Genomic DNA, 20393 nt, shown 5'->3' with positions numbered 1-20393 from the left:
CCATGCACCTGCTTGTGCGCCTGCCCCGCCTTCTGCTGCTGATCGCCGCGCTGGCCTGCGCGGGCGGCGCCAGCAACGCCCATGCGCAAAAGACGGGAGACGCGAGCCAAGGCAGCACAAGCACAGCCACTCCCTACACCATTACCGACATGCGCGGGCGCCAGGTGCGCCTGGAGCGCGTGCCGCAGCGCATCGTCTCGCTGCTGCCCTCGCTGACCGAATCGCTGTGCGCGCTGGACGCCTGCGAGCGCATCGTGGGCGTGGACGAGTTCTCCAACCACCCGGCCCGCGTGGCCGCCCTGCCCAAGCTGGGCCACACCTTTGCCCCGCTGGTCGAGGCCACCGTGCGGCTCAGGCCCGACGTGGTGCTGATGGCGTATTCCGCACCCGTCATCGCACAGCTGGAGCGCTTCGGCATTCCCGTGCTGGCGCTGGACGCCAACGACATGGCGCAGCTGGAGCAGGTACTGCACAAGCTCGACCAGCTGCTGCAGGTGCAGCGCGCCAACGCCCTGCTGGCGCGCATGCAGGCCGAGGTGGACCAGCAGGCCAAGGCGCTGGCTGCGCAAGCGCCCGCCGGGCAGAAGGTGTATTTCGAGGTGGACGCCACGCCTTATGCGGCGGGGCCGGACTCCTTCATAGGCCAGCTGCTGCAGCGCCTGGGCGCGCGCAATGTGCTGCCGCAGAACCTGGGTCCCTTCCCCCGCATCACGCCCGAATACGTGCTGCGCCAGCAGCCCGAACTCATCATCCACACGCCGCAGACGCCATCAGCCAGCTTTGCCGCCCGCCCCGGCTGGAGCCGCATGCCAGCCGTGCGCTCCGGCCGCATCTGCGCGCTGGACCTGGTCGAGACGGACGTGGTCTCCCGCCCCGGCCCGCGCCTGGGCGAGGCGGCGCGGGCGCTGGCCCGCTGCCTGCAGATGCCGGGCACAGCGCCGCGTTGACTTCTCTGGTCTGATTGACCCGCTTGGTCTGCTTGGCCGATGGCCTCGCCTACTCCAGCACCACGGCCGTGCCGCTGGCAGACACCATCAACATGCCATTGCCCTGGCCCAGCACTTCGTAATCCAGGTCCACCCCCACCACGGCATTCGCGCCCAGTTCCTGGGCGCGTTCCTCCAGCTCCTTGAGCGCAATCTCGCGCGCCCGCTGCAACTCGCGCTCATAGGTGGCCGACCGCCCGCCCACGATGTCGCGCAGCCCGGCAAACAAATCCTTGAACACATTGGCGCCCAAAATTGCCTCGCCCGCGACCACGCCGCAGTAGCGGGTGATGCGGCGGCCTTCGATCTGGGGGGTGGTGGTGATGATCATGAGAAATCCTCGGTGGTGAGTGACGGAGATGCACCTTGAGCGCCAAGCCGGCAAGGGGCAGACGCAAGGCAGGACTGAACGGGGCAGTCTGCCATAGGCGTGGGGTATCATCGCCTCCAGGTGCTGAACACACCTTTTGTTAGCCGGTCCGCCACTCTCGAAAGCAGTGGCGTTTTCTCGTCCATAGGATTCGTGCGCCTGCGCGCGCCTGTTTTATGGCCGGGTAGCGCGCAGTCATAAAAGACCTTTCGAGGGAAAGCTGCGGGCGGAGCTAGCACCGTGTTCAAGTACCCGGCCACCTCTCTGAACAGGAGGTGAAGTTGAACGAAACGCTAGGAGGCCTCTATGGCTGCTTTCTTTGTGGGCGGGTCAACGCTCTCTTCCCTACCAATCAACACTGCGCCACAGTTCTCTGATCTGTACGCAGCGTCCTACTCATTCTCCGCGCCCGGCTCCAAGCCATTTCGCTAAGGAGTCGCCATGTTGTATTTTCAGATGTCGGAAGATGAGTTCAACCAACTGAACCGCGTGCGAGAACAATGGGGACTCATCTCCAGCTTGCTGATTGGCGCTTACCCCAGCAATCCCATGGAGGTTGTCGATTCCAATGAGCTGCTTGCCTTTATCAATGCGCAGATTGAGGCGATGGAGGCAGTTGTGGGGGCGATAAGGCAAAGGGGCGTGATGAAACAGCTGACTGAGGAGAAAATCCTGGCGAAAGCCGTGTGCGAGATCCGTCTTCTCCTGAGTGGGTATCTGGGAAGCAACGTGGACGCAGATCAAAGCGTACGGATCGCAGCGCACCTGGCCTATGCCCTGCACAACGACGCATTGGCCGTGCTGGCGGGAAATGGCTTCAGCGCCGACGAAGCGCTGAAGCGGGTGGCGGCCGTGGACTCTCTTCTAGGAGTCGAGGTGGGGAGCGAATTCGTTCGCAGCTTGGAAGCTTAGGGCTGCCTTGCCAGGCCGGTGTAACGCGGGATATTCCATCTGGCGTGATCGCTGCGGCCGTGCGGGGTAGTACGCGCGACCACAGATGAGGGCAAGACCGGCTTTCCTGCCCGGGCCTGCGGTCACCCGGCTCGGCAGCAGGCTCAGGCGGGCTGCCTTCCTTTCATCGGCCAGCATGATCCGGACACCACGCGGCTGCCCGAACAGCCCCATAATCTGGCTTCAAAAATTTCGCACCCCTATGACACAGTCCCTCAAAGAACTCCTTGCGGCCAAGGCCGCGCTGGACATGGAAATTGCCAAGGCCCGCACCTCGGCGGCCGACGCTGCCCTGTCCAAGGTCCAGAAGCTGGTGACCGATTTCGGGTTCACCCAACAGCAAGTGTTCCCCTACATCCCTGAAAAAACCAGTGCGCCGGCGAAGTATCGCGATCCGGCCACGGGAGCGACGTGGACAGGTCGAGGCAAGCCTCCGAACTGGATCAAGGACCAGGATCGCGACGACTTCCTCATCGAAAGCAAACCCGAAGCGGCCCAAGGCCCGTTCCTCGCCGAAATGGCGGCAGCGGCAGCTCGCAACTGAAAACGCTGCACACGGCGGCACGCAGGATGCCGTGCGGTGCGGTGGAGTTCCGATGCGAAGGAATCTGTGCCTGCCGAAAAAAAAAGCCCTCTGAGCATTCAGCGGGCTTTTTTTCCGGCCTGGCGCCGGCAGCGTAGTCACTGCCGGCATCCTTCGAGGGCGTGCATCGCGCTCCGGCAGGGCGATCAGCCGGGCCTTTGCGGCACCGCCAGCGCTCAGGCGTGGCTGACCGGGCAGCTGCCCGCCTTGCCCATGATGCTGTCCGCAGGCGCCTGCGCGCGGTCGTTCAGGCCATAGTCGCGCAGCACCTGGGTGACGCGCACGCGGTAGTCCTTGAAGATCTTGTCGCGGCCGGCGCGCTGGGCGCTGAGGTGGGCTTCCACGTTGCGCCACTGGACCACGGCTTCCTCGTCGCGCCAGGTGGTGACGGACATGACTTTCTCGGGGTTGAGCGTGCTCTGGAAGCATTCCACGGAGATAAACCCCTCCATGGGCTTGAGCATGGGGGTGAGCTTGTTGACCAGGTCCACATAGGTCTGGTTCTGGCCGGGCAAGGCCTGCAGTTCGAACAGTACGACAACCATCTTCAACTCTCCTTTTTTTCGGGAACAGAGATTCCGGCGCCGCGCAGCGGCGGCTCCGGCGTGGGGGGAAATGGGTGAATGGGCGGCGCCGCAGGTTCAGCGGCTGCGCTCCAGGTTGGTCAGCCAGGCGGCCAGCACATCGCGCGCGGCCAGGGTCAGCAGGCCGCCGTATTTCTGGGCATCGGCGCGCAGGGTGCGCGGGTCCACCTTGGCCATGCCGAGCTCACAGGCATGGCCGACCAGCCAGCGCTCCAGCCGGGCCGCATCGGCCTCCAGATGGAATTGCAGGCCCAGCACCTGCGAGCCCACGGCGAAGGCCTGGTTGGCGCCGATGGCGGTGCCAGCCAGGTGCACGGCGCCTTCGGGAATGTCGAACTGGTCGCCATGCCAATGGAGCACGGGCACGCCGTCCAGTTTGGCGAGGGGCGAGGCCAGGCCCGCATCGGTAAGCGTGAGCGGCGAAAAGCCGATTTCCTTGACGCCCAGCGGGTAGACCCTGGCGCCCAGCGCGCGCGCGATGAGCTGCGCGCCCAGGCAGATGCCCAGCAGCGGCTTGCCGCTGTCCAGCCAGCGGCGCACGGCCGCCAGCTCCTGGGCGACGAAGGGATAAAGCTCCTCGTCATAGGCACCTATGGGGCCGCCCAGCACGACCAGCAGGTCGGCACGGCCCAGGTCCAGGGTGTCAAGCTCGCCGATGCTGGGATCGACGTACTGCACTTCGTAGCCGCGGCTGGCGAACTCGGCATGCAGGGTGCCCAGGTCTTCGAAGTGGATGTGGCGCAGCGCGATGGCTTTTTTCATGGGAGGAACTCAGGTGGATACAGGAGGGTGGCTTGGAACGTGCGGAGCCCGTCAGGCGCCGGGTTTGAGATCAACGTGGATATGGCCTGCCGAGGGGAAGGTGCAGCAGGCCAAGGCATAGCCGGCTTCCTTTTCCCTGTCGCTGAGGCAAAAGTCCGCCTCCAGCCGTGAACTGCCTCCCGTGATGCGGATGCGGCAGCTGCCGCAGATGCCGGCCCGGCACTGGCTGCGGATGGCAATGCCCACGCCTTCCAGGATTTCGAGCAGGCTTTTGCCGGATGCGGCTTGGACAATCTGCCCGCTGTGCGCGATCTGCAGCTGGCATGCCTGCGCGGTCTCGCCTGGCTGGGCGGTGGATGCGGCAGGCGGCGTGAAGGCCTCGATGTGCTGTATGGCACCGGGAAAGCAGGCCCGCGCGTGCTCGCGAAAGGTCTGCGCAAAGGCATGTCCACCACAGATGACGACGGCCTGGGGCTGGCCCAGCGCCAGCAGGGACTGCGGCGAGGGGCGGCCCGGCACGAAGGGGCCGTGGGCGGCAATGTCTTCACGCGTGATGTGGATACGCAGGTCGAACCAGGGGGCCGTTTCGCACAGCTGCTGCAGCTCCTGCAGGAACGGAATGTCGGCCATGCGCGCAAAGCACAGCAGCAGCGTGGTGCGTGGCACGCGCTGGCCCTGCTGCTGCAGCCGATCCAGTTCGCGCAGCAGCGCCAGCGGCAGGGTCAGGCCGATGCCGCCGGCCAGCATGACCAGGCAGTCCAGGCCCAGCACCAGGTCGGCCGTGATGTCACCGGCCACGTGGCCGAGCGGCAGCGTGGAGCCTGCGCGCAGCACTGCATGCATGTGGTCGGAGACGCTGCCCCGGCCCGAGCTTTTGACGGCAATGTCGAACTGGCCGGCGCCGTCGTGCTCGCTGCAGGGCTCGTATCGGGTGATGGAGTACAGCCGCTGCTGCACGGCGCCATTGGCGTCGGCATGCTCGATGGCCACATGCCGGCCGGGCCGCAAGCCGCCGAGGAACTGCGCCGAGGTGCCCTGCACGCGCAGGGTGTAGACCATGACGCCGCCCGCCTCTGCCCGTGCCGCCGCGCAGCGCGCCAGCGCGCTGCCTGCCTGGAGGGCGGCGCTCATGCCTGCATCTCCTCGAGGACCGAGGACACCAGCGCCACGCTGCCGCCCAGGTTGCGGCCCGCCAGGCCGATGCGGTCGATCAGGCTTTGCACCGAGTCGGTGTAGACACCGATCTCGTTGCTGTCGCCCACGTCGTGCAGGATGTCGCGCGCATGCGGCATGCCGACCATGGTGAAGACGGTGGACCAGGCGCCCAGTTCGTTGTTGGCGAACATCTGCACGGTCTTGAGGATGATGGAGCGCAGGTAGCTGCGCTCGCGGTTGCTCAGGCCCTGGACGATGTCGGTGGCCACCGAGCTGAAGACGCTGGAGTGGCTCCATTCGTCCACGGCGTGGGTGCGCGTGACCTCGTGGCAGATGGGCTGGATGGAGCGGTCCTCGGCCATGGTCTTGAGGTAGTCGGTGATCAGGGTCTCGCTGGCGCAGGCAATGGCGAAGCGCGCCAGGCGGCGCTCCCATTCCGCGCCGCACTGCGCCAGCACGCCGTTGCGCCAGCCGACGAGGTTGAAGTCCGCGTAGTCCAGCGGCGCCAGGCCGCGCATCTCGTAGATGTAGTTGCAGGCCATGATGGACATGCGGGTGTGCAGGGCCTCGTCCAGCAGGGCCTGGGACATGACGTCCTGCAGCAGCGCACGGTTGGCGCTGGGCGGCGGGGTCTTGATGATGTCCTCGCAGGCCGGCGTGACCACGTTGCACTCGATGTAGATGGTCTTGAGGTTGTAGATGCCCCAGGCGTAGGACAGGCATTGGTCGCGCAGGTGCTGTGGCGCCTCCACCCATGCCTGGTGATCGCGAAACGGCAGCAGCGAGGCGGTGAAGTCCTGCCGGGCGGGGTCGAACGCCAAGCCGCAGTAATCAGGCAGGTCCTGATTCACGGCCGCTCTTGACTTCCAGAGCAGGGACAGCTTTTTGAGCGCATCGCGCACGGCGTCATCTGTCCGAGAGATATCGAGATTCATTTTTCAACTCCGTGTAATTGAACTTGATTGATCTGAGTCAAATCGCCTATTCCCTCCCCCCGCTTTCTCCATCCGCCGCAATCACCAATGGCGATTCAAATGACGCTGCAGATGGCAGATACGTTGTCATGGATTTCTTCACTCTGTCATATTCCGCCTTGAATCAATCTGCCCGACTGCAGATTGCGGATGATTCGTGGCGGTATTGGATCTCATGACTTTCAACGTCTGGCGGCGAATTCTATGGAGAGAGCATGGATTCAAACAGACCTATTTTCGACAATGAACCAGACCGCTTTTTCAACGGTTTACATTGGCATGCCACCTTAATTGGTCTGCTCACCCGCTGAAACATGGTCGGAATCAAGGCCGCTGCACTTTGTAGACTGCCCATTACCGATGCGCCCTGGTTTCCAAATCCTTCCATAAACCGGACGCTGCCGATTCCCGTGCTTCAGCGCCTCCAAGACAGCCAATGCGACATGGACGATTTATCGCTCCCCAAAATCAATTCACTGGATCTTCAACAGGCAGACAGCGAGGCCTGGGATGCCATCGCGGCCGAGCGGATTCGCCAGTCGCGCTCGATTGAATTGATTGCCTCTGAAAACTTCGTGAGCCGCGCGGTGATGGAGGCGCAGGGCTCGGTGCTGACCAACAAATACGCCGAGGGCTACCCGGGCGTGCGCTACTACGGCGGCTGCGCCAATGCCGATGCCGTGGAGAACCTGGCCATTGCGCGTGCCAAGGCGCTGTTCGGCTGCGCGCACGCCAACGTGCAGCCGCATTCGGGCAGCCAGGCCAACCAGGGCGTGTACCTGGCGTTCCTGGAGCCCGGCGACAAGATCATGGGGCTGGACCTGCGCTCGGGCGGGCACCTGACGCATGGCTCCCGCGTGAGCGTGTCGGGCAAGTGGTTCCAGTCCATCAGCTACGAGGTGGACGCCCGCTCCCAGCGCATCGACATGGACCAGGTGCGGCGAATTGCGCTGAAGGAGCGGCCCAGGCTCATCATTGCCGGTGGCTCGGCCTATTCACGGCAGATGGACTGGGCCGAGTTCCGGCGCATTGCCGACCGGGTGGGCGCCATCTTCATGGCCGACATCGCACATGTGGCGGGACTGGTGGCCGCGGGCGTGTTCCCCTCCCCCGTGGAGCACGCCCATGTGACCACGACCACCACGCACAAGACGCTGCGCGGGCCGCGCGGCGGCATGATCCTCTCGGCCGACGCCGAGATCGCTAGGCGCATAGACGCCGCCGTGTTTCCGGGCCTGCAGTCCGGCCCGCTGATGCATGTGGTGGCGGCCAAGGCGGTGGCGCTGGGCGAGGCGCTCAAGCCCGCCTTTCGCACCTATGCGCGGGCCGTGGTGGACAACGCCCGCGTGCTGTGCGACCGGCTGTCGCAGGGCGGACTGTCCGTGGTGTCCGCAGGCACGGACTGCCATCTGGGCGTGATCGACCTGCGCCCCTGGGAGCTGACGGGCAAGGCCGCCGAAACGGCGCTGGAGCAGATCGGCATCACGGTCAACAAGAACGCCGTGCCCGGCGATGGCGCGCGGCCATTGGTGACCTCGGGCATCCGCGTGGGCAGCGCGGCCTGCACCACGCGCGGCATGGGCGCCGACGAGTTCCGCGAGATCGGCGACATGATTCTTGCCACGCTGGGCGGCATACGCAGCGGCACCATGAACGCGCGCACGCTCAAGTCCATCCACGAAGGCGTGTCCGACCTGACCGGGCGCTTTCCCCTGCCCTATTGAGGCATGCAGCGTCCGGCTTCTCCCAACCTGTCATGGTTTTCGCAGCGCGTTGGCCAGGCGCAGCACGGCGGCCTCGATCTCGTAGGCCGTGAGCGAGGCATAGCCCAGCAGCCAGCCCGGCTGCCGCTGCTCGCCCGCGTACAGGCGGCTGAGCCCCTGCAGCAGCACGCCGGCCGCGGCGGCGCGGCGGATGGTGTCCTCCTCGGACCAGCCGGGCTCCAGCAGACAGGGCACCTGCATGCCGCCCTGGGGCCTTGGCGCGGTGACGATGCCGGCCAGGTGCCTGCCTATGGATTCGAGGATGACCTCGCGCCGCCCCGCGTACAGCTTGCGCATGGCCCGCACGTGGGAGTTGTAGTGGCCGTCTTCCATGAAGCGCGCCAGCGTCAGCTGCTGGATCTGGGGCGTGTGCCCGTCCATGATGCTGCGCGCCTGGACAAAGGCGCGCACCAGCTCCTGCGGCAAGGCCATGTAGCCCATGCGCAGGCCCGGGTACAGGGTCTTGCCGAAGGTGCCGATGTAGATGGTGCGCGCGTGCTTGTCCAGGCCTTGCACGCAGGCGGTGGGCATGCCGTCGTAGTGGAATTCGCTGTCGTAGTCGTCCTCGATGATCCAGCGCCCGCTCTCGAAGGCCCAGCGGATCAGGTCCAGCCGCCGCTCCAGCTGCATGGTGACGCCCGTGGGGTACTGGTGCGACGGCGTGACATAGACGCAGGTGGCGCCGCTGCGGTCGGCATGCAGCAGGTCCGTGCGAATGCCTTGCGCGTCCACGTCGATGGGCAGGACCTTGGCCTCGGCCGACTCGAAGGCCTTGCGGGCGCCGAAGTAGCCCGGGTTCTCCAGCAGGATGGGCCGGCCCGCATCCACCAGCAGCTGCGCGCACAGGAACAACGCCTGCCGCGTGCTGCTGAGCACCACGATCTGCCCGGCGTCCACCTTGGCGCCGCGCTCCAGGTTGAGGTAGGTGGCAATGGCCTTGCGCAGCGGCTCGGCGCCCTGCGGGTCGCCGTGCAGCAGGACGCTGGCACGGTAGTCCTTGAGGGCCTGGCGCTGCAGCCGCTCCCAGACATCGGTGGGAAAGGTGCGCGTCTCGGGCAGGCCGGTGGCAAAGGCCCGAATGGTCTGCTGGTCGGTGATGCCGCCGCCCTCAACAATGGCCTGGCCGCGCCGGCTCAGGCCGGCACCGGCCCTGCCCGCTGCGGCCACCTGGGCGCTGCGCTCGTGCTCGGGCGACCGGCCGCGCCGCGCCGCCCGGCCCCGCAGCTCGGTACCGATGGTCTCGGAGACATAGCTGCCCGATCCCTGGCGCCGCACGATGAAGCCGTCGCGGTGCAGCTGGGTGTAGGCGTTCTCCACCGTGTCGCGGGCAATGCCCAGCGAGTCGGCCAGGGAGCGCGTGGCCGGCAGCTTCAGGCCGGGCAGCAGCGCCCCATCCAGGATCAGCGCACGCATGGCGCGCTGCACCCGCTGGTGCAGGTCCAGCTGGCGCAGGTCGGCATCTCCCATGCGGATCTTCAGGGTCTCAAGCTCGAAGGTCTTGCTCATGCGGTCTGCTGCCTTTCAACTCATTGCACCTCTTGGGCAGGCCATTGTACTGACGCAAACGCCGCGCGCCCATTGCAAAGTGGTCTGAAACAAGAGAGCGAAGTGTATGGATCATTCAGTCCACTTCGGCGCTCAAATACCCCTTTCCCCAGACAGCCAGGAATCCAACCCTCAAGGAAAACGAGAAGACCATGCCTTCATCAGACACACACTCACCCCTTCGCTTCAGCGACCTCATCCACCCCGTGGTGGCCGGGCTGATCTCGGTCATCGTCAACTACGGCGGCACCTTCATCCTGGTGTTCCAGGCCGCCAAGGTGGCCGGCCTGAGCCCGGAACTCACGGCTTCGTGGGTGTGGTCGATTTCGATTGGCGTGGGCGTCACCGGGCTGGTGCTCAGCTGGCTCTCGCGCGAGCCCATCATCACGGCCTGGTCCACGCCGGCCGCCGCCTTCCTGGTGACGGCCCTGGCCACCACGCCGTATGCCGAGGCCGTGGGCGCCTATGTGGTGTCGGCCGCGGCCTTCGTGGTGCTGGGACTGTCGGGCTGGTTCGAGCGCGTGATCCGGCTGATTCCGCCCGGCGTGGCCTCGGGCCTGCTGGCGGGCATCCTGCTGCAGTTCGGCATCAAGGCCTTTGGCGGCATGAGCGTGGACCCGTTGCTGGCCGGCCTGCTGATCGTGGCCTACGTTCTGCTCAAGCGGCTGACGGCGCGCTATGCGGTGGTCGGCATCCTGGCGCTGGGCCTGGCGTTCCTGCTGGCGCAGGACCGTGTGGACCTGTCCGGGCTGCAGCTGCGCTTTGCCGCGCCCGTGTTCACGCGGCCGGAATTCACGCTCAACGCCCTGCTCAGCGTGGCCCTGCCGCTGTTCCTGATCACGCTGACCGGCCAGTACATGCCCGGCATGCTGGTGCTGCGCAACGACGGCTTCAAGACCAGCGCCAACCCCATCGTCACGCTGACGGGCCTGGGCTCGCTGCTGATGGCGCCGTTCGGCTCGCACGCCTTCAACATCGCCGCCATCACGGCCGCCATCTGCACGGGCAAGGAGGCGCATGAAGAGCCGTCCAGGCGCTGGATCGCAGGCATCGCTGCGGGCGTGTTCTACATCCTGGTGGGCGTGTTCGGCGTCACGCTGGCGGCCGTGTTCATGGCGTTCCCGGCCACCTTCATCACCACGCTGGCGGGCCTGGCGCTGCTGGGCACCATCGGCGGCAGCCTGGCCAATGCGCTGGCCGACGCCAAAACCCGCGAGGCCTCGCTGATCACCTTCCTGGCTGCCGCAGCCAACATTTCCATGCTGGGCATAGGCGGCGCCTTCTGGGGCCTGGTCATCGGCCTGGTGGCCCATGCCGTGCTCAACGGCCAGTGGCCGCGCCGGACCGCCCGCAGCGAGGCGGGCACCGGCAACGTGCCCGCCGCCGATGCCGCCATCAAAAGGAGCTGAAACCATGTTTGCGACACAAGACACCACCGGCGGCACCGCCCAAGCCGCCGCCCCCCTGACCCGCCACGACCAGCACGGCCGCTACCCCCAGGCCGAGACGGTGGACGATTTCCGGCACAACCTGGCCACCGTGCAGGCGCGCATGGCCGCTGCCTGCCGCCGCGCGGGGCGCGACCCGGCCAGCGTGCGCCTGCTGCCCGTGAGCAAGACCAAGCCCGAGTCCAGCCTGCGCCTGGCCCACGCGGCGGGCTGCCGCATGCTGGGCGAGAACAAGGTGCAGGAAGCCTTCGGCAAGTGGGAGGCCATGCAGGACCTGGCCGATCTGCAGTGGTCCGTCATCGGCCACCTGCAGACCAACAAGGCCAGGCTGGTGGCACGCTTTGCCAGCGAGTTCCAGGCGCTGGACAACCTGCGCGTGGCCGAGGCGCTGGACCGCCGCCTGCAGGCCGAAGGCCGGGCGCTGGACGTGTTCGTGCAGGTCAACACCTCGGGCGAGGCCAGCAAGTACGGCCTGCCGCCCGACGAGGTGCAGGGATTTGTCCAGGCCCTGCCCGCCTTCAGTGCGCTGCGCGTGCGCGGCCTGATGACGCTGGCCCTGTTCTCCAGCGAGGCCGAGCGCGTGCGCCAGTGCTTCGTGCTGCTGCGCCGCCTGCGCGACCAGCTGCGCCAGAGTGCGCCGGCGGGTATTTCGCTGGACGAGCTGTCCATGGGCATGTCCGGCGACTTCGAGATCGCCATCGAGGAAGGCGCCACCGTGGTGCGCGTGGGCCAGGCCATCTTCGGCGCCCGCGCCCAGCCGGACAGCTTCTACTGGCCCGCAGGCGGCCCTGATCCTGCCGCCCTGGCACTGCCCTGAGCGCGCCCCCTCGCCACTCTTTCGATTCAACCCTGACCCCGCTTGAGGACCTTGACATGCAAAAAGCCATGCAACCCCTTGATTCCCGCCTGATGAAGGCCTATGCCCGCCAGCCCGTGTCCTTCGTCCGTGGCCGTGGGGCCCGGCTGTGGGACGAGCACGGCACCGAATACCTGGACGCCATTGCCGGCGTGGCCGTGACCGCCCTGGGCCACGCGCATCCGGAGATCGCCGCCGTGATCGCCGAGCAGGCCGGCCTGCTGCTGCACACTTCCAACGTGTTCCGCATCGACTGGCAGGAACGCCTGGGCCAGCGCCTGTGCGCCCTGGCCGGCATGGAGACCGCCTTCTTCTGCAACTCCGGCGCCGAGGCCAACGAGGCCGCGCTCAAGCTGGCGCGCCTGCACGGCCACCGCAAGCAGGTGGCGCGGCCGCAGATCCTGGTGATGGACAACGGCTTTCACGGCCGCACGCTGGCCACGCTGTCGGCAACCGGCAACCCGGCCAAGCAGCGCGGCTTCGAGCCGCTGATGCCGGGCTTCGTGCGCGTGCCCTATGACGACATCGCGGCCGTGCACCACGCCGCCGCCCAGCATGGCGACATCGTGGCCGTGCTGATCGAGCCCGTGCAGGGCGAAGGCGGCATCCGCCTGGCAAGCCCCGACTACCTGCGCCAGCTGCGCAGCCTGTGCGACCGGCACGGCTGGCTGCTGATGCTGGACGAGATCCAGACCGGCCTGGGACGCACCGGCGCCTGGTTCGGCCACCAGCACGCGGGCATCACCCCCGATGTGATGACCCTGGCCAAGGCCCTGGGCAACGGCATTCCGATCGGCGCCTGCCTGGCGCGCGGACCTGCGGCCGACCTGATCTCGCCCGGCCAGCATGGCTCCACCTTCGGCGGCAACCCGCTGGCCTGCCGCGTGGGCTGCACGGTGCTGGACATCATGGAGAGCGAGGACATCCCCGGCCGCGCCAGGCAACTGGGCCGGCGCCTGCTCAACGGCCTGCAGCAGGCGCTGCACGGCCACCCCGACGTGCTGGCCGTGCGCGGCCAGGGCCTGATGGTGGGCATCGAGCTGAACCGCAACTGCCAGGACCTGGTGGGCCGCGCGCTGGCCCAGCAGCGCCTGCTGATCACGGTGACGCGCGAATCCACCATCCGCCTGCTGCCGCCGCTGATCTGCGACGAGCGCCAGATCGACGACATCGTCGCCCGCCTGGCCTGCTTGCTGGAACCTGCCAGCGCCGCGCAGGCAGGCGCGCCCGCGGCAGGCCAGCTGGCGGCTGCATGACCATCGATTCCCCCAGCCCTTGCCACGACACAGGAACTACTCACCCATGTACGACGCATCCCTGACCCTGGCCGACTTCGACCTGCAGCTGGCCAAGGCCATCCAGAGCGAGAAACGCCGCCAGGAAGACCATGTGGAACTCATCGCCTCCGAAAACTACGCCAGCCCGCTGGTGATGGCGGTGCAGAACTCGGTCTTCACCAACAAGTACGCCGAGGGCTACCCCGGCAAGCGCTACTACAGCGGCTGCGAGAACGTGGACGTGGCCGAGCGCCTGGCCGTGGAACGTGCCATGGCGCTGTTCGACTGCGACTACGCCAACGTACAGCCCCATGCCGGCGCCCAGGCCAATGCCGCCGTGTTCCTGGCGCTGGCCCAGCCCGGCGACACCGTCATGGGCATGAACCTGGCCCAGGGCGGCCACCTGACGCATGGCAACCCGTCCAACTTCTCGGGCCGCCACTACCGCATCGTCCCCTACGGCCTGGACCCCGCCACGGGCCTGATCGACTACGACGAGATGGAGCGCATCGCCCTGGAGCACCGGCCCCGCATGCTCATCGGCGGCTTCTCTGCCTACTCGCGCCACAAGGACTGGGCCCGCATGCGCGCCATTGCCGACAAGGTGGGCGCCGTGTTCTGGGTGGACATGGCCCATGTCGCAGGCCTGGTGGCCGCGGGCGAATACCCCAGCCCCCTGCCCCACGCGCATGTGGTCACCAGCACCACGCACAAGACGCTGCGCGGCCCGCGCGGCGGCCTGATCCTGTCCAAGGGACAGGACGAAACCTTCAACCGCCGCCTGAGCTCGGCCGTGTTCCCCGGCGTGCAGGGCGGGCCGCTGATGCATGTGATCGCCGCCAAGGCCGTCGCCTTCAAGGAGGCGCTGCAGCCCGGCTTCAAGGCCTACCAGCGCCAGGTGCTGGCCAACGCCCGGGCCATGGCCGCCGTGATCCAGCAGCGCGGCTACCGCATCGTCTCGGGCGGCACGGACAACCACCTGATGCTGATCGACCTGTCCGACCGCAGCTACACCGGCAAGGATGCCGACGCCGCGCTCAGCGAGGCGCACATCACCACCAACAAGAACACCGTGCCCAACGACCCGCGCTCGCCCTTCGTGACCTCAGGCCTGCGCATAGGCACGCCCGCCGTCACCACGCGCGGCTTCGGCCAGGCGCAGTGCGAACAGCTGGCCGGCTGGCTGTGCGATGTGCTCGATGCGCTGGACGCGCAGGAAGGCGCCCGCTTTGCCAAGGTGGCGGCGCAGGTCAGGGAGCAGGTGACGGGGCTTTGCGCCCGCTATCCGGTGTACGGATAGCCCGAGCGCAGCCGTGGTGGATCAGGGGTTGGCGTTGAGGTTGGGGTTGGCGCAGGCGCCATCCATCCCCGCCATCTCCGCCAGCTTCTGCATGCGCGAGCGCTGGTCCAGGCAGGCCTGGTGCTGGGCTTCGGCCGCCTTTTGCTGGGCCAGCTTCGCGGCCTTGGCGCGCTCGGCCTGCAGCTGGGCGATGCGCTCGCGGATCTGGGGCATGGCGGCCACGGCGGCCTTCTCGCCTTCAAGAATGGCGCTGGCGCGCTGGGTGAAGTCGGCCGGGCCGATGTCCAGCACCTTGGGGCGGATGGTGATGTCGGCGCGGGCCAGCTCGGCCTGGCCCAGCTTCTGGCCCATGATGGCTATGGACTGGCCCAGTGCGCCCAGCATGTTCTCGGGCGCCTTGCCACGGGCCTTGTTGGAGATGTCCACGGCGATCACCAGATCGGCGCCCAGCTGGCGCGCGGCGTCCACGGGCACGGGGCTGGTGATGCCGCCATCGACGAAGTGGAACTTGCCGATGGCCACGGGCTGGAACACACCCGGAATGCTGCTGGAGGCACGCACCGCCTGCCCCGTATTGCCGCGCGCGAACACGGTCCGCTCGCCGTCTTCCAGCCGCGTGGACACCGCCACGAAGGGCTTGGCCAGCTGCTCCAGCGGCTTGCGGCCCACCTGTTCGTTCACATAGTCTTCGAGCTTCTGCCCCACCAGCAGGCCGCCCGACGACAGCTGAAGGTCGCGGATCTTGGTCTCATCCAGCGCAACGGCTTTTTCCTGCAGCTCGAAGGCGTTCATGCCGCTCGCATACAGCGCCCCCACCACGCTGCCCGCGCTGGTGCCGGACACCACCGCAGGCGCAAGGCCATTGGCTTCCAGCATCTTGATGACGCCGATATGGGCAAAGCCCTTCACGGCCCCGCCGCCCAGGGCCAGACCGATCCTGATGGGCGCCACGGGTGTGCCCGGCGCGGTGGGCGTGGACTCGGGCGTGGCCGCCGAGGGGCTGGGCGGGTTGCTGCCGCAAGCGGCCAGCCCCGCCAGGCTCAGGTACACCAGTGGACGCAAAAGGGCTTTCAGGCGCATGCCAAGGATCCTGCTGTCGGATGACGAGATTCGGGGCGGGCAGTATAGCGGCAGGGGCAAACCACCGCCGGAGACGCATCATGCTGCGGACGGCAAAGTGCGCCCTGGGGTCGCTCAGGGATGCGAGGGCTCAAACCGCTGGATTCGCGCCAGCACGTCCGCCATGGCATCGCGTGCTTCGGCAAGGTCGTAGTCGGACTGCAGGTTGAGCCAGCTTTGCGCGTCCGTGCCAAAGAAGACCGCAAGGCGCAGCGCCGTATCCGCCGTGATGCCGCGCATGCCCTTCACGATCTCGTTGATGCGCCGGGGCGGCACATCGATGGCCTTTGCCAACGCGTACTGGCTCAGGCCCATGGGTTCGAGCCACTCCTGCATCAGGATTTCTCCTGGGTGCGGCCATTTGACTTCGCGGGTCATGTTGTAGTCCTTTCAGTGGTAATCCACGATCTCGACCTGGCTGGCATGGCCATCTGCCCAGACGAAGCAAAGGCGCCATTGCTCATTGATCCGAATGCTGTACTGGCCCCTGCGGCTTCCTTGCAGAGCCTCCAGTCTGTTGCCTGGCGGAATGCGCAGGAACTCCAGGGAGGTCGCGGCGTTCAGCTGCACAAGCTTGCGCATGGCAGCGGCCTCCAGGTTGGCGAACCGCGCAACGCGCTTGCCAAGCATCAATGCCTGGGTGTCTGCACATCTGAAATCGAGGATCATGGATCAATAATAACGACTCCCGTTATTAGCGGATGCTTACCCCGCCTGCAGTTAGGCCCTCTTGCATCAACTCCGGGGACTGAGCAACTCCCGCATCCCCTGCACAGCCTCCCGCAAAAACCCCCAGACCGCCTCGATGCGCTGAACCTGCCGGGCATCCGAGGGCATGCTCATCCAGAAGGTGCGGGTGAAGCAGGCCTCGGCGGGCAGCACGCGGCTGAGCACGGGGTCGCGGTCGGCGATGAAGGCGGGCAGCACGGCCAGGCCAGCGCCGGCGCGCACGGCTTCGTACTGGGCGGTGATGCTGGTGCTGCGAAAGGCAAAACGCTCGGGCTGGAACAGGGTGGACAGCAGTTGCAGCTCGCGCGTGAACAGCAGGTCGTCCACGTAGTGGATGAAGCTGTGGTGGCGCAGGTCCTCCGTGCGCGCCACCAGCGGGCGGCGCGCAAGGTATTCGCGCTGGCCGTAGAGGAACAGCCGGTAGTCGGTGAGCTTGGTGACCACGGCCGAGCCGCGCGTGGGGCGCTCCAGCGAGATGACGATGTCGGCCTCGCGCCGCGACAGGTGCAGCAGGCGCGGCAGGGCCAGCAGGTCGATGCTGAGCAGCGGATGGCGCTGCGTCAGCGCGGCCAGCTGCGGGGCCAGCAGCTGGGTGCCGAAGCCCTCGGTGGCGCCCACGCGCACCAGGCCGGACGGGCCCTGGCTGGTGGATTCCGCCGCCAGCGGCATGCGCTCCAGCCCGGCGGCGGCGCGCTGCATGGCGTCTGCCACGCCCAGCAACTGTCGGCCGGCCTCCGTGGGCCGCCATTGGCCCGCTTCGCGCTCGAAGAGCACGGCCCCCAGCTGCTTTTCCAGGGCCTGGATGCGGCGCGACACCGTGGTGTGCTCCACGCCCAGTTGGCGCGCGGCGGCGGCCATGCTGCCGCTGCGTGCCAGCTCGCCAAAGAATCTCAGGTGGTCCCAGTCCATGGGTCAAAGCCGCCTCAGTCGGCAGCGGCGCGGCGCGCGGCCAGCGTGCTGGGCGCACGCGCCAGCTCGTCGTTTTGCCGCACCAGGACGGCCATCATGTCCATGAACAGGCCCCGCTGCTCCTGCGGCAGCGGCTCCAGCATGCGCTGCTGGGCCCGCAGCACCGAGGGCTCGGCAGCGGCCAGCAGCGCAGCGCCTTCCGCGGTGACCGACAGCAGGCGCACTCGCCGGTCGGCCGGGCTGGTGTTGCGCACCATGAGGCCGCGCGCCTCCAGCCGGTCGATGACGCTGCCAATGGTCGAGGTGTCGAAACCGATCATCCGCGCCAGCGTGCGCTGGTCCACGCCGGGCTGGCGCAGCACGGCCGACAGCGCCGCGTACTGCACGGGAGTCACGCCGAACTCCTGGGTCTCCTCCATGAAGACGGCCACCGCGATCTGCTGCAGGCGGCGGATGTGATAGCCGGGGTAGTTTTCTAGTTCTGCGGGTTGGTAGTCCATGGCCATTGCGCTCTTTTCCGTGTCCCTGCGGGCAAGCGCAGATGTTCGCATGAACCGCACCCTCCGTTGGCGTTGGCTGGCAGACAGGTGATTCACCCGGACACGCTGTCCATCACCGTTTTGCCTGCATCCAGGGAAACCCCAGGCTGGCCTGATGCAAATCAACACTACACTTATCGTCAGCATACTGTTTAATTACTCGCGACGCAGCTTCCCCGCAGGTTGGCGACACGCACCACGAAGCACAGGACATCCATGAGCACCAGCATTTCTTCCCGGGCGCTGCCCGTTCTTGTGGCAGGCGGCGGCATTGGCGGCGTGGCGGCCGCGCTGGCCCTGGCGCGCCAGGGATTCGCCGTCAAGGTGCTGGAGCAGGCGCCGCAGCTGGGCGAGATCGGCGCCGGCATACAACTGGGGCCCAATGCATTCGCGGCCTTCGACGCGCTGGGCATTGGCGAGCTGGCCCGTGGCCGCGCGGTCTATACCGACGAGATGGTGATGCACGACGCGCTCGATGAGCGGCTGGTCGGCCGCATTCCCACGGGCGAGGCGTTTCGCGCACGCTTCGACAACCCGTATGCGGTGATCCACCGCGCAGACATTCACACCTCGCTGCTCGAAGGCGCGCGCGCCCACGGTCAAATCGAGACGCTGACAGGCGCCCGCATCGAAGCCGTGCAGCAGGAGGGCGACACCGTCACCGTGCGCGACCAGCACGGCCAGGCCCATGTGGGCCAGGCGCTGATCGGCGCCGACGGCGTGAAGTCCGTGGTACGCCAGCAGTACGTGGGCGATGCGGCGCGTGTCTCCGGCCACGTGGTGTACCGCGCCGTGGTGGAGAAGAACGACTTCCCCGAGGACCTGCGCTGGAACGCGGCCAGCATCTGGGTCGGCCCCAACTACCACCTGGTGCACTACCCGCTGCGCGGCGGCGAGCAATACAACGTGGTCGTCACCTTCCACAGCCGCGAGCAGGAGGAATGGGGCGTGCGCGAAGGCAGCCGCCAAGAGGTGCAAAGCTACTACAGCGACTGCTGCCCGCGCGCCCGCCAGCTCATAGACCTGCCCAAAAGCTGGAAGCGCTGGGCCACGGCCGACCGCGAGCCCATTGGCCAGTGGAGCTTCGGCCGCGCCACGCTGCTGGGCGATGCGGCCCACCCTACCCTGCAGTACATCGCCCAGGGCGCCTGCATGGCGCTGGAAGACGCGGTGACGCTGGGCCAGGCGCTCAAGCACTGCGGCAACGACTGGCCGCAGGCGCTGCGGCTGTACGAGCGCTCGCGCATCGCCCGCACGGCGCGCGTGGTGCTGTCCGCGCGCGAGATGGGCCGCATCTTCCACGCCAGCGGCGTGGAGCGCCTGGTGCGCAACGACCTCTGGAAGGGCCGCACGCCCCAGCGTTTCTACGACGCCATGGAATGGCTGTACGGCTGGAAGGCCGAAACCTGCCTCGCCGAAGACTGAACACAAGGAGACCGCCATGCAAGAACTTGGCCGCCTGGAAGACCTGCCCCAGGACTACCGCGACGAACTCACGCGCAACAACCTGGTGCCGCTGTGGCCCAGCCTGCGCAACGTGATGCCGCCGCACACGCCGCGCCCGCGCACCCAGCCCATTGCCTGGCCCTACCAGGCCATCCGACCGCTGCTGATGCAGGCGGGCGAGCTGACGCCCATCGAAAAGGCCGAGCGCCGCGTGCTGGTGCTGGCCAACCCCGGCCATGGGCTGGAGAAGATGCAGGCCAGTTCCTCCATCTACCTGGGCATGCAGCTGCTGCTGCCCGGCGAGTGGGCGCCCTCGCACCGCCACACGCCCAATGCCGTGCGCATGGTGGTGGAAGGCCAGGGCGCATGGAGCCTGGTCGATGGCGAGAAATGCCCCATGGAGCGCGGCGACCTCATCCTCACGCCCACGGGCCTGTGGCACGAGCATGGCCACGACGGCAACGAGCCCGTGGTCTGGCTCGATGTGCTGGACCTGCCCCTGGCCTACTACCTGGAAGTCACCTACCACGTGGACGGCCCGCGCCAGCCCGCCCTGCCCGGCCGTGGCGACCGGGCGTATGCGCGCGGCGGCCTGGCACCCACGCAGGTGTTCGCCCGCAGCGCCAAGGCCTACCCCATGCTGCGCTACCCCTGGAAGGACGCGCGCGCCGCCCTGCTGGAGCTGGCCGCCGACCGGCCGGACCTGGACTGCGTGCAGCTGGCCTACACCAACCCCGAAACCGGGGCCGACTGCGAAAACATCCTGGGCTTTTACGCGCTGATGCTGCGCCCGGGCCAGACGCTGCAGTTGCCCGCGCGCTCGCCGGCCTGCGTGTTCCATGTCATCGAGGGCGGCGCCAGCGTGGCCGCCGTGGACCGCCATTTCGACCTGGCCCCGGCCGACACCTGCTGCGTGCCCGGCTGGGCGCCCGCCACGCTGGCCAATGCCAGCGCCAGCGAGCCCGCCTTCCTCTTCCTGGCCGACGAGGCTCCTTTGCACCGAAAGCTGGGCCTCTACGAAGTCCGGCCTTGAATCCTCCGATGTCTCTTTACTCCCCCATCGCCAATACCATGACCGCCCCCCAATACCTCTGGAC

The 20393-nt window shown here is 67.4% G+C and carries 21 protein-coding genes; 10 read left to right on the top strand and 11 right to left on the bottom strand.

Annotated elements, in window-relative coordinates:
- Nucleotides 1-2: 2 nt before the first annotated feature.
- A complete protein-coding gene (locus BW39_RS12040; RefSeq protein WP_043821937.1) occupies nucleotides 3-947 on the top strand; it encodes an ABC transporter substrate-binding protein in 945 nt (314 codons plus the stop codon).
- A 49-nt stretch (nucleotides 948-996) separates the two neighbouring features.
- Here the strand turns inward: BW39_RS12040 and BW39_RS12035 are convergent, their stop codons facing one another.
- Nucleotides 997-1317 (bottom strand): heavy metal-binding domain-containing protein, encoded by a 321-nt coding sequence (locus BW39_RS12035; RefSeq protein WP_012205554.1) that lies wholly within the window; start codon nucleotides 1315-1317, stop codon nucleotides 997-999.
- Nucleotides 1318-1797: 480 nt separating this feature from the next.
- On the opposite strand from BW39_RS12035, the gene BW39_RS31970 reads away from it, so the two are divergent.
- Together BW39_RS31970 and BW39_RS12020 are read left to right on the top strand one after the other, a co-directional pair.
- Entirely contained in the window at nucleotides 1798-2268 is a 471-nt protein-coding gene (locus BW39_RS31970; protein ID WP_235264201.1) for a hypothetical protein, read from the top strand.
- Between the two features lie 241 nt (nucleotides 2269-2509).
- The gene (locus BW39_RS12020; protein WP_034393459.1) at nucleotides 2510-2851 is read left to right on the top strand and encodes an H-NS histone family protein; all 342 of its coding nucleotides are present in this window, start codon (nucleotides 2510-2512) and stop codon (nucleotides 2849-2851) included.
- Nucleotides 2852-3066: 215 nt separating this feature from the next.
- On the opposite strand, the gene BW39_RS12015 is transcribed toward BW39_RS12020, so the two are convergent.
- The 4 genes from BW39_RS12015 to BW39_RS12000 all read right to left on the bottom strand — a co-directional run bounded on the left by BW39_RS12015 (nucleotide 3067) and on the right by BW39_RS12000 (nucleotide 6326).
- Nucleotides 3067-3435: an antibiotic biosynthesis monooxygenase family protein gene (locus tag BW39_RS12015; protein WP_012205544.1), complete on the bottom strand. Its 369-nt coding sequence runs from the start codon at nucleotides 3433-3435 to the stop codon at nucleotides 3067-3069.
- A gap of 96 nt (nucleotides 3436-3531) precedes the next feature.
- Entirely contained in the window at nucleotides 3532-4236 is a 705-nt protein-coding gene (locus BW39_RS12010) for a glutamine amidotransferase (RefSeq protein WP_043821935.1), read from the bottom strand.
- 51 nt (nucleotides 4237-4287) lie between these two features.
- The gene (locus tag BW39_RS12005; protein ID WP_043821933.1) at nucleotides 4288-5367 is read right to left on the bottom strand and encodes a 2Fe-2S iron-sulfur cluster-binding protein; all 1080 of its coding nucleotides are present in this window, start codon (nucleotides 5365-5367) and stop codon (nucleotides 4288-4290) included.
- Nucleotides 5364-6326 (bottom strand): AurF N-oxygenase family protein, encoded by a 963-nt coding sequence (locus tag BW39_RS12000; protein ID WP_012205541.1) that lies wholly within the window; start codon nucleotides 6324-6326, stop codon nucleotides 5364-5366. Before BW39_RS12000 ends, BW39_RS12005 begins: the two co-directional genes overlap by 4 nt.
- A 482-nt stretch (nucleotides 6327-6808) precedes the next feature.
- Between BW39_RS12000 and BW39_RS11995 the strand changes: the two genes are divergently transcribed.
- Nucleotides 6809-8089 (top strand): serine hydroxymethyltransferase, encoded by a 1281-nt coding sequence (locus BW39_RS11995; protein WP_170962038.1) that lies wholly within the window; start codon nucleotides 6809-6811, stop codon nucleotides 8087-8089.
- Nucleotides 8090-8119: 30 nt separating this feature from the next.
- Here the strand turns inward: BW39_RS11995 and pdxR are convergent, their stop codons facing one another.
- Entirely contained in the window at nucleotides 8120-9634 is a 1515-nt protein-coding gene (pdxR, locus tag BW39_RS11990; RefSeq protein WP_043821931.1) for a MocR-like pyridoxine biosynthesis transcription factor PdxR, read from the bottom strand.
- 191 nt (nucleotides 9635-9825) lie between these two features.
- On the opposite strand from pdxR, the gene BW39_RS11985 reads away from it, so the two are divergent.
- From BW39_RS11985 to glyA, 4 genes are read left to right on the top strand one after another with little or no spacing between them, the layout of a single operon-like run.
- Nucleotides 9826-11082, top strand: coding sequence for a benzoate/H(+) symporter BenE family transporter (locus BW39_RS11985; protein WP_043821930.1), 1257 nt, complete (start codon nucleotides 9826-9828; stop codon nucleotides 11080-11082).
- Nucleotides 11083-11086: 4 nt separating this feature from the next.
- On the top strand, nucleotides 11087-11938 hold the full coding sequence (locus BW39_RS11980) for a YggS family pyridoxal phosphate-dependent enzyme (RefSeq protein WP_043821929.1): 852 nt from the start codon (nucleotides 11087-11089) through the stop codon (nucleotides 11936-11938).
- Nucleotides 11939-11994: 56 nt separating this feature from the next.
- Complete coding sequence (locus tag BW39_RS11975) at nucleotides 11995-13233, top strand: aspartate aminotransferase family protein (RefSeq protein ID WP_081816191.1); 1239 nt, start codon at nucleotides 11995-11997, stop codon at nucleotides 13231-13233.
- A gap of 46 nt (nucleotides 13234-13279) precedes the next feature.
- Entirely contained in the window at nucleotides 13280-14554 is a 1275-nt protein-coding gene (glyA, locus tag BW39_RS11970; protein ID WP_043821928.1) for a serine hydroxymethyltransferase, read from the top strand.
- A 21-nt stretch (nucleotides 14555-14575) separates the two neighbouring features.
- Here the strand turns inward: glyA and BW39_RS11965 are convergent, their stop codons facing one another.
- From BW39_RS11965 to BW39_RS11945, 5 genes are all read right to left on the bottom strand, one after another.
- The gene (locus tag BW39_RS11965) at nucleotides 14576-15634 is read right to left on the bottom strand and encodes a patatin-like phospholipase family protein (protein ID WP_043821927.1); all 1059 of its coding nucleotides are present in this window, start codon (nucleotides 15632-15634) and stop codon (nucleotides 14576-14578) included.
- Nucleotides 15635-15748: 114 nt separating this feature from the next.
- Nucleotides 15749-16051 (bottom strand): HigA family addiction module antitoxin, encoded by a 303-nt coding sequence (locus BW39_RS11960; RefSeq protein ID WP_013802474.1) that lies wholly within the window; start codon nucleotides 16049-16051, stop codon nucleotides 15749-15751.
- A 12-nt stretch (nucleotides 16052-16063) separates the two neighbouring features.
- On the bottom strand, nucleotides 16064-16342 hold the full coding sequence (locus tag BW39_RS11955; protein ID WP_013802475.1) for a type II toxin-antitoxin system RelE/ParE family toxin: 279 nt from the start codon (nucleotides 16340-16342) through the stop codon (nucleotides 16064-16066).
- Between the two features lie 66 nt (nucleotides 16343-16408).
- On the bottom strand, nucleotides 16409-17311 hold the full coding sequence (locus tag BW39_RS11950; protein ID WP_013802476.1) for a LysR family transcriptional regulator: 903 nt from the start codon (nucleotides 17309-17311) through the stop codon (nucleotides 16409-16411).
- A 14-nt stretch (nucleotides 17312-17325) separates the two neighbouring features.
- Nucleotides 17326-17862, bottom strand: coding sequence for a MarR family winged helix-turn-helix transcriptional regulator (locus BW39_RS11945; protein ID WP_013802477.1), 537 nt, complete (start codon nucleotides 17860-17862; stop codon nucleotides 17326-17328).
- A 204-nt stretch (nucleotides 17863-18066) separates the two neighbouring features.
- Here BW39_RS11945 and BW39_RS11940 point away from each other — a divergent pair, with 204 nt between their 5' ends.
- Together BW39_RS11940 and BW39_RS11935 are read left to right on the top strand one after the other, a co-directional pair.
- Nucleotides 18067-19275, top strand: coding sequence for a 3-hydroxybenzoate 6-monooxygenase (locus tag BW39_RS11940; protein WP_043821926.1), 1209 nt, complete (start codon nucleotides 18067-18069; stop codon nucleotides 19273-19275).
- A 16-nt stretch (nucleotides 19276-19291) separates the two neighbouring features.
- Nucleotides 19292-20329: a cupin domain-containing protein gene (locus BW39_RS11935; protein ID WP_043821925.1), complete on the top strand. Its 1038-nt coding sequence runs from the start codon at nucleotides 19292-19294 to the stop codon at nucleotides 20327-20329.
- The last annotated feature ends 64 nt before the right edge of the window (nucleotides 20330-20393 follow it).

This window comes from Delftia sp. RIT313, from assembly GCF_000632165.1.
Classification (GTDB): Bacteria; Pseudomonadota; Gammaproteobacteria; order Burkholderiales; family Burkholderiaceae_C; genus Comamonas; species Comamonas acidovorans.
This window is presented reverse-complemented; position numbering and strand designations above follow the sequence as displayed.

Excerpts from the sequence above, each read along its gene's own strand:
- BW39_RS12040 (WP_043821937.1), top strand. The coding sequence starts at position 3 with ATGCACCTGCTTGTGCGCCTGCCCCGCCTTCTGCTGCTGATCGCCGCG.
- BW39_RS12035 (WP_012205554.1), bottom strand. The coding sequence starts at position 1,317 with ATGATCATCACCACCACCCCCCAGATCGAAGGCCGCCGCATCACCCGC.
- BW39_RS31970 (WP_235264201.1), top strand. The coding sequence starts at position 1,798 with ATGTTGTATTTTCAGATGTCGGAAGATGAGTTCAACCAACTGAACCGC.
- BW39_RS12020 (WP_034393459.1), top strand. The coding sequence starts at position 2,510 with ATGACACAGTCCCTCAAAGAACTCCTTGCGGCCAAGGCCGCGCTGGAC.
- BW39_RS12015 (WP_012205544.1), bottom strand. The coding sequence starts at position 3,435 with ATGGTTGTCGTACTGTTCGAACTGCAGGCCTTGCCCGGCCAGAACCAG.
- BW39_RS12010 (WP_043821935.1), bottom strand. The coding sequence starts at position 4,236 with ATGAAAAAAGCCATCGCGCTGCGCCACATCCACTTCGAAGACCTGGGC.
- BW39_RS12005 (WP_043821933.1), bottom strand. The coding sequence starts at position 5,367 with ATGAGCGCCGCCCTCCAGGCAGGCAGCGCGCTGGCGCGCTGCGCGGCG.
- BW39_RS12000 (WP_012205541.1), bottom strand. The coding sequence starts at position 6,326 with ATGAATCTCGATATCTCTCGGACAGATGACGCCGTGCGCGATGCGCTC.
- BW39_RS11995 (WP_170962038.1), top strand. The coding sequence starts at position 6,809 with ATGGACGATTTATCGCTCCCCAAAATCAATTCACTGGATCTTCAACAG.
- pdxR (WP_043821931.1), bottom strand. The coding sequence starts at position 9,634 with ATGAGCAAGACCTTCGAGCTTGAGACCCTGAAGATCCGCATGGGAGAT.
- BW39_RS11985 (WP_043821930.1), top strand. The coding sequence starts at position 9,826 with ATGCCTTCATCAGACACACACTCACCCCTTCGCTTCAGCGACCTCATC.
- BW39_RS11980 (WP_043821929.1), top strand. The coding sequence starts at position 11,087 with ATGTTTGCGACACAAGACACCACCGGCGGCACCGCCCAAGCCGCCGCC.
- BW39_RS11975 (WP_081816191.1), top strand. The coding sequence starts at position 11,995 with ATGCAAAAAGCCATGCAACCCCTTGATTCCCGCCTGATGAAGGCCTAT.
- glyA (WP_043821928.1), top strand. The coding sequence starts at position 13,280 with ATGTACGACGCATCCCTGACCCTGGCCGACTTCGACCTGCAGCTGGCC.
- BW39_RS11965 (WP_043821927.1), bottom strand. The coding sequence starts at position 15,634 with ATGCGCCTGAAAGCCCTTTTGCGTCCACTGGTGTACCTGAGCCTGGCG.
- BW39_RS11960 (WP_013802474.1), bottom strand. The coding sequence starts at position 16,051 with ATGACCCGCGAAGTCAAATGGCCGCACCCAGGAGAAATCCTGATGCAG.
- BW39_RS11955 (WP_013802475.1), bottom strand. The coding sequence starts at position 16,342 with ATGATCCTCGATTTCAGATGTGCAGACACCCAGGCATTGATGCTTGGC.
- BW39_RS11950 (WP_013802476.1), bottom strand. The coding sequence starts at position 17,311 with ATGGACTGGGACCACCTGAGATTCTTTGGCGAGCTGGCACGCAGCGGC.
- BW39_RS11945 (WP_013802477.1), bottom strand. The coding sequence starts at position 17,862 with ATGCGAACATCTGCGCTTGCCCGCAGGGACACGGAAAAGAGCGCAATG.
- BW39_RS11940 (WP_043821926.1), top strand. The coding sequence starts at position 18,067 with ATGAGCACCAGCATTTCTTCCCGGGCGCTGCCCGTTCTTGTGGCAGGC.
- BW39_RS11935 (WP_043821925.1), top strand. The coding sequence starts at position 19,292 with ATGCAAGAACTTGGCCGCCTGGAAGACCTGCCCCAGGACTACCGCGAC.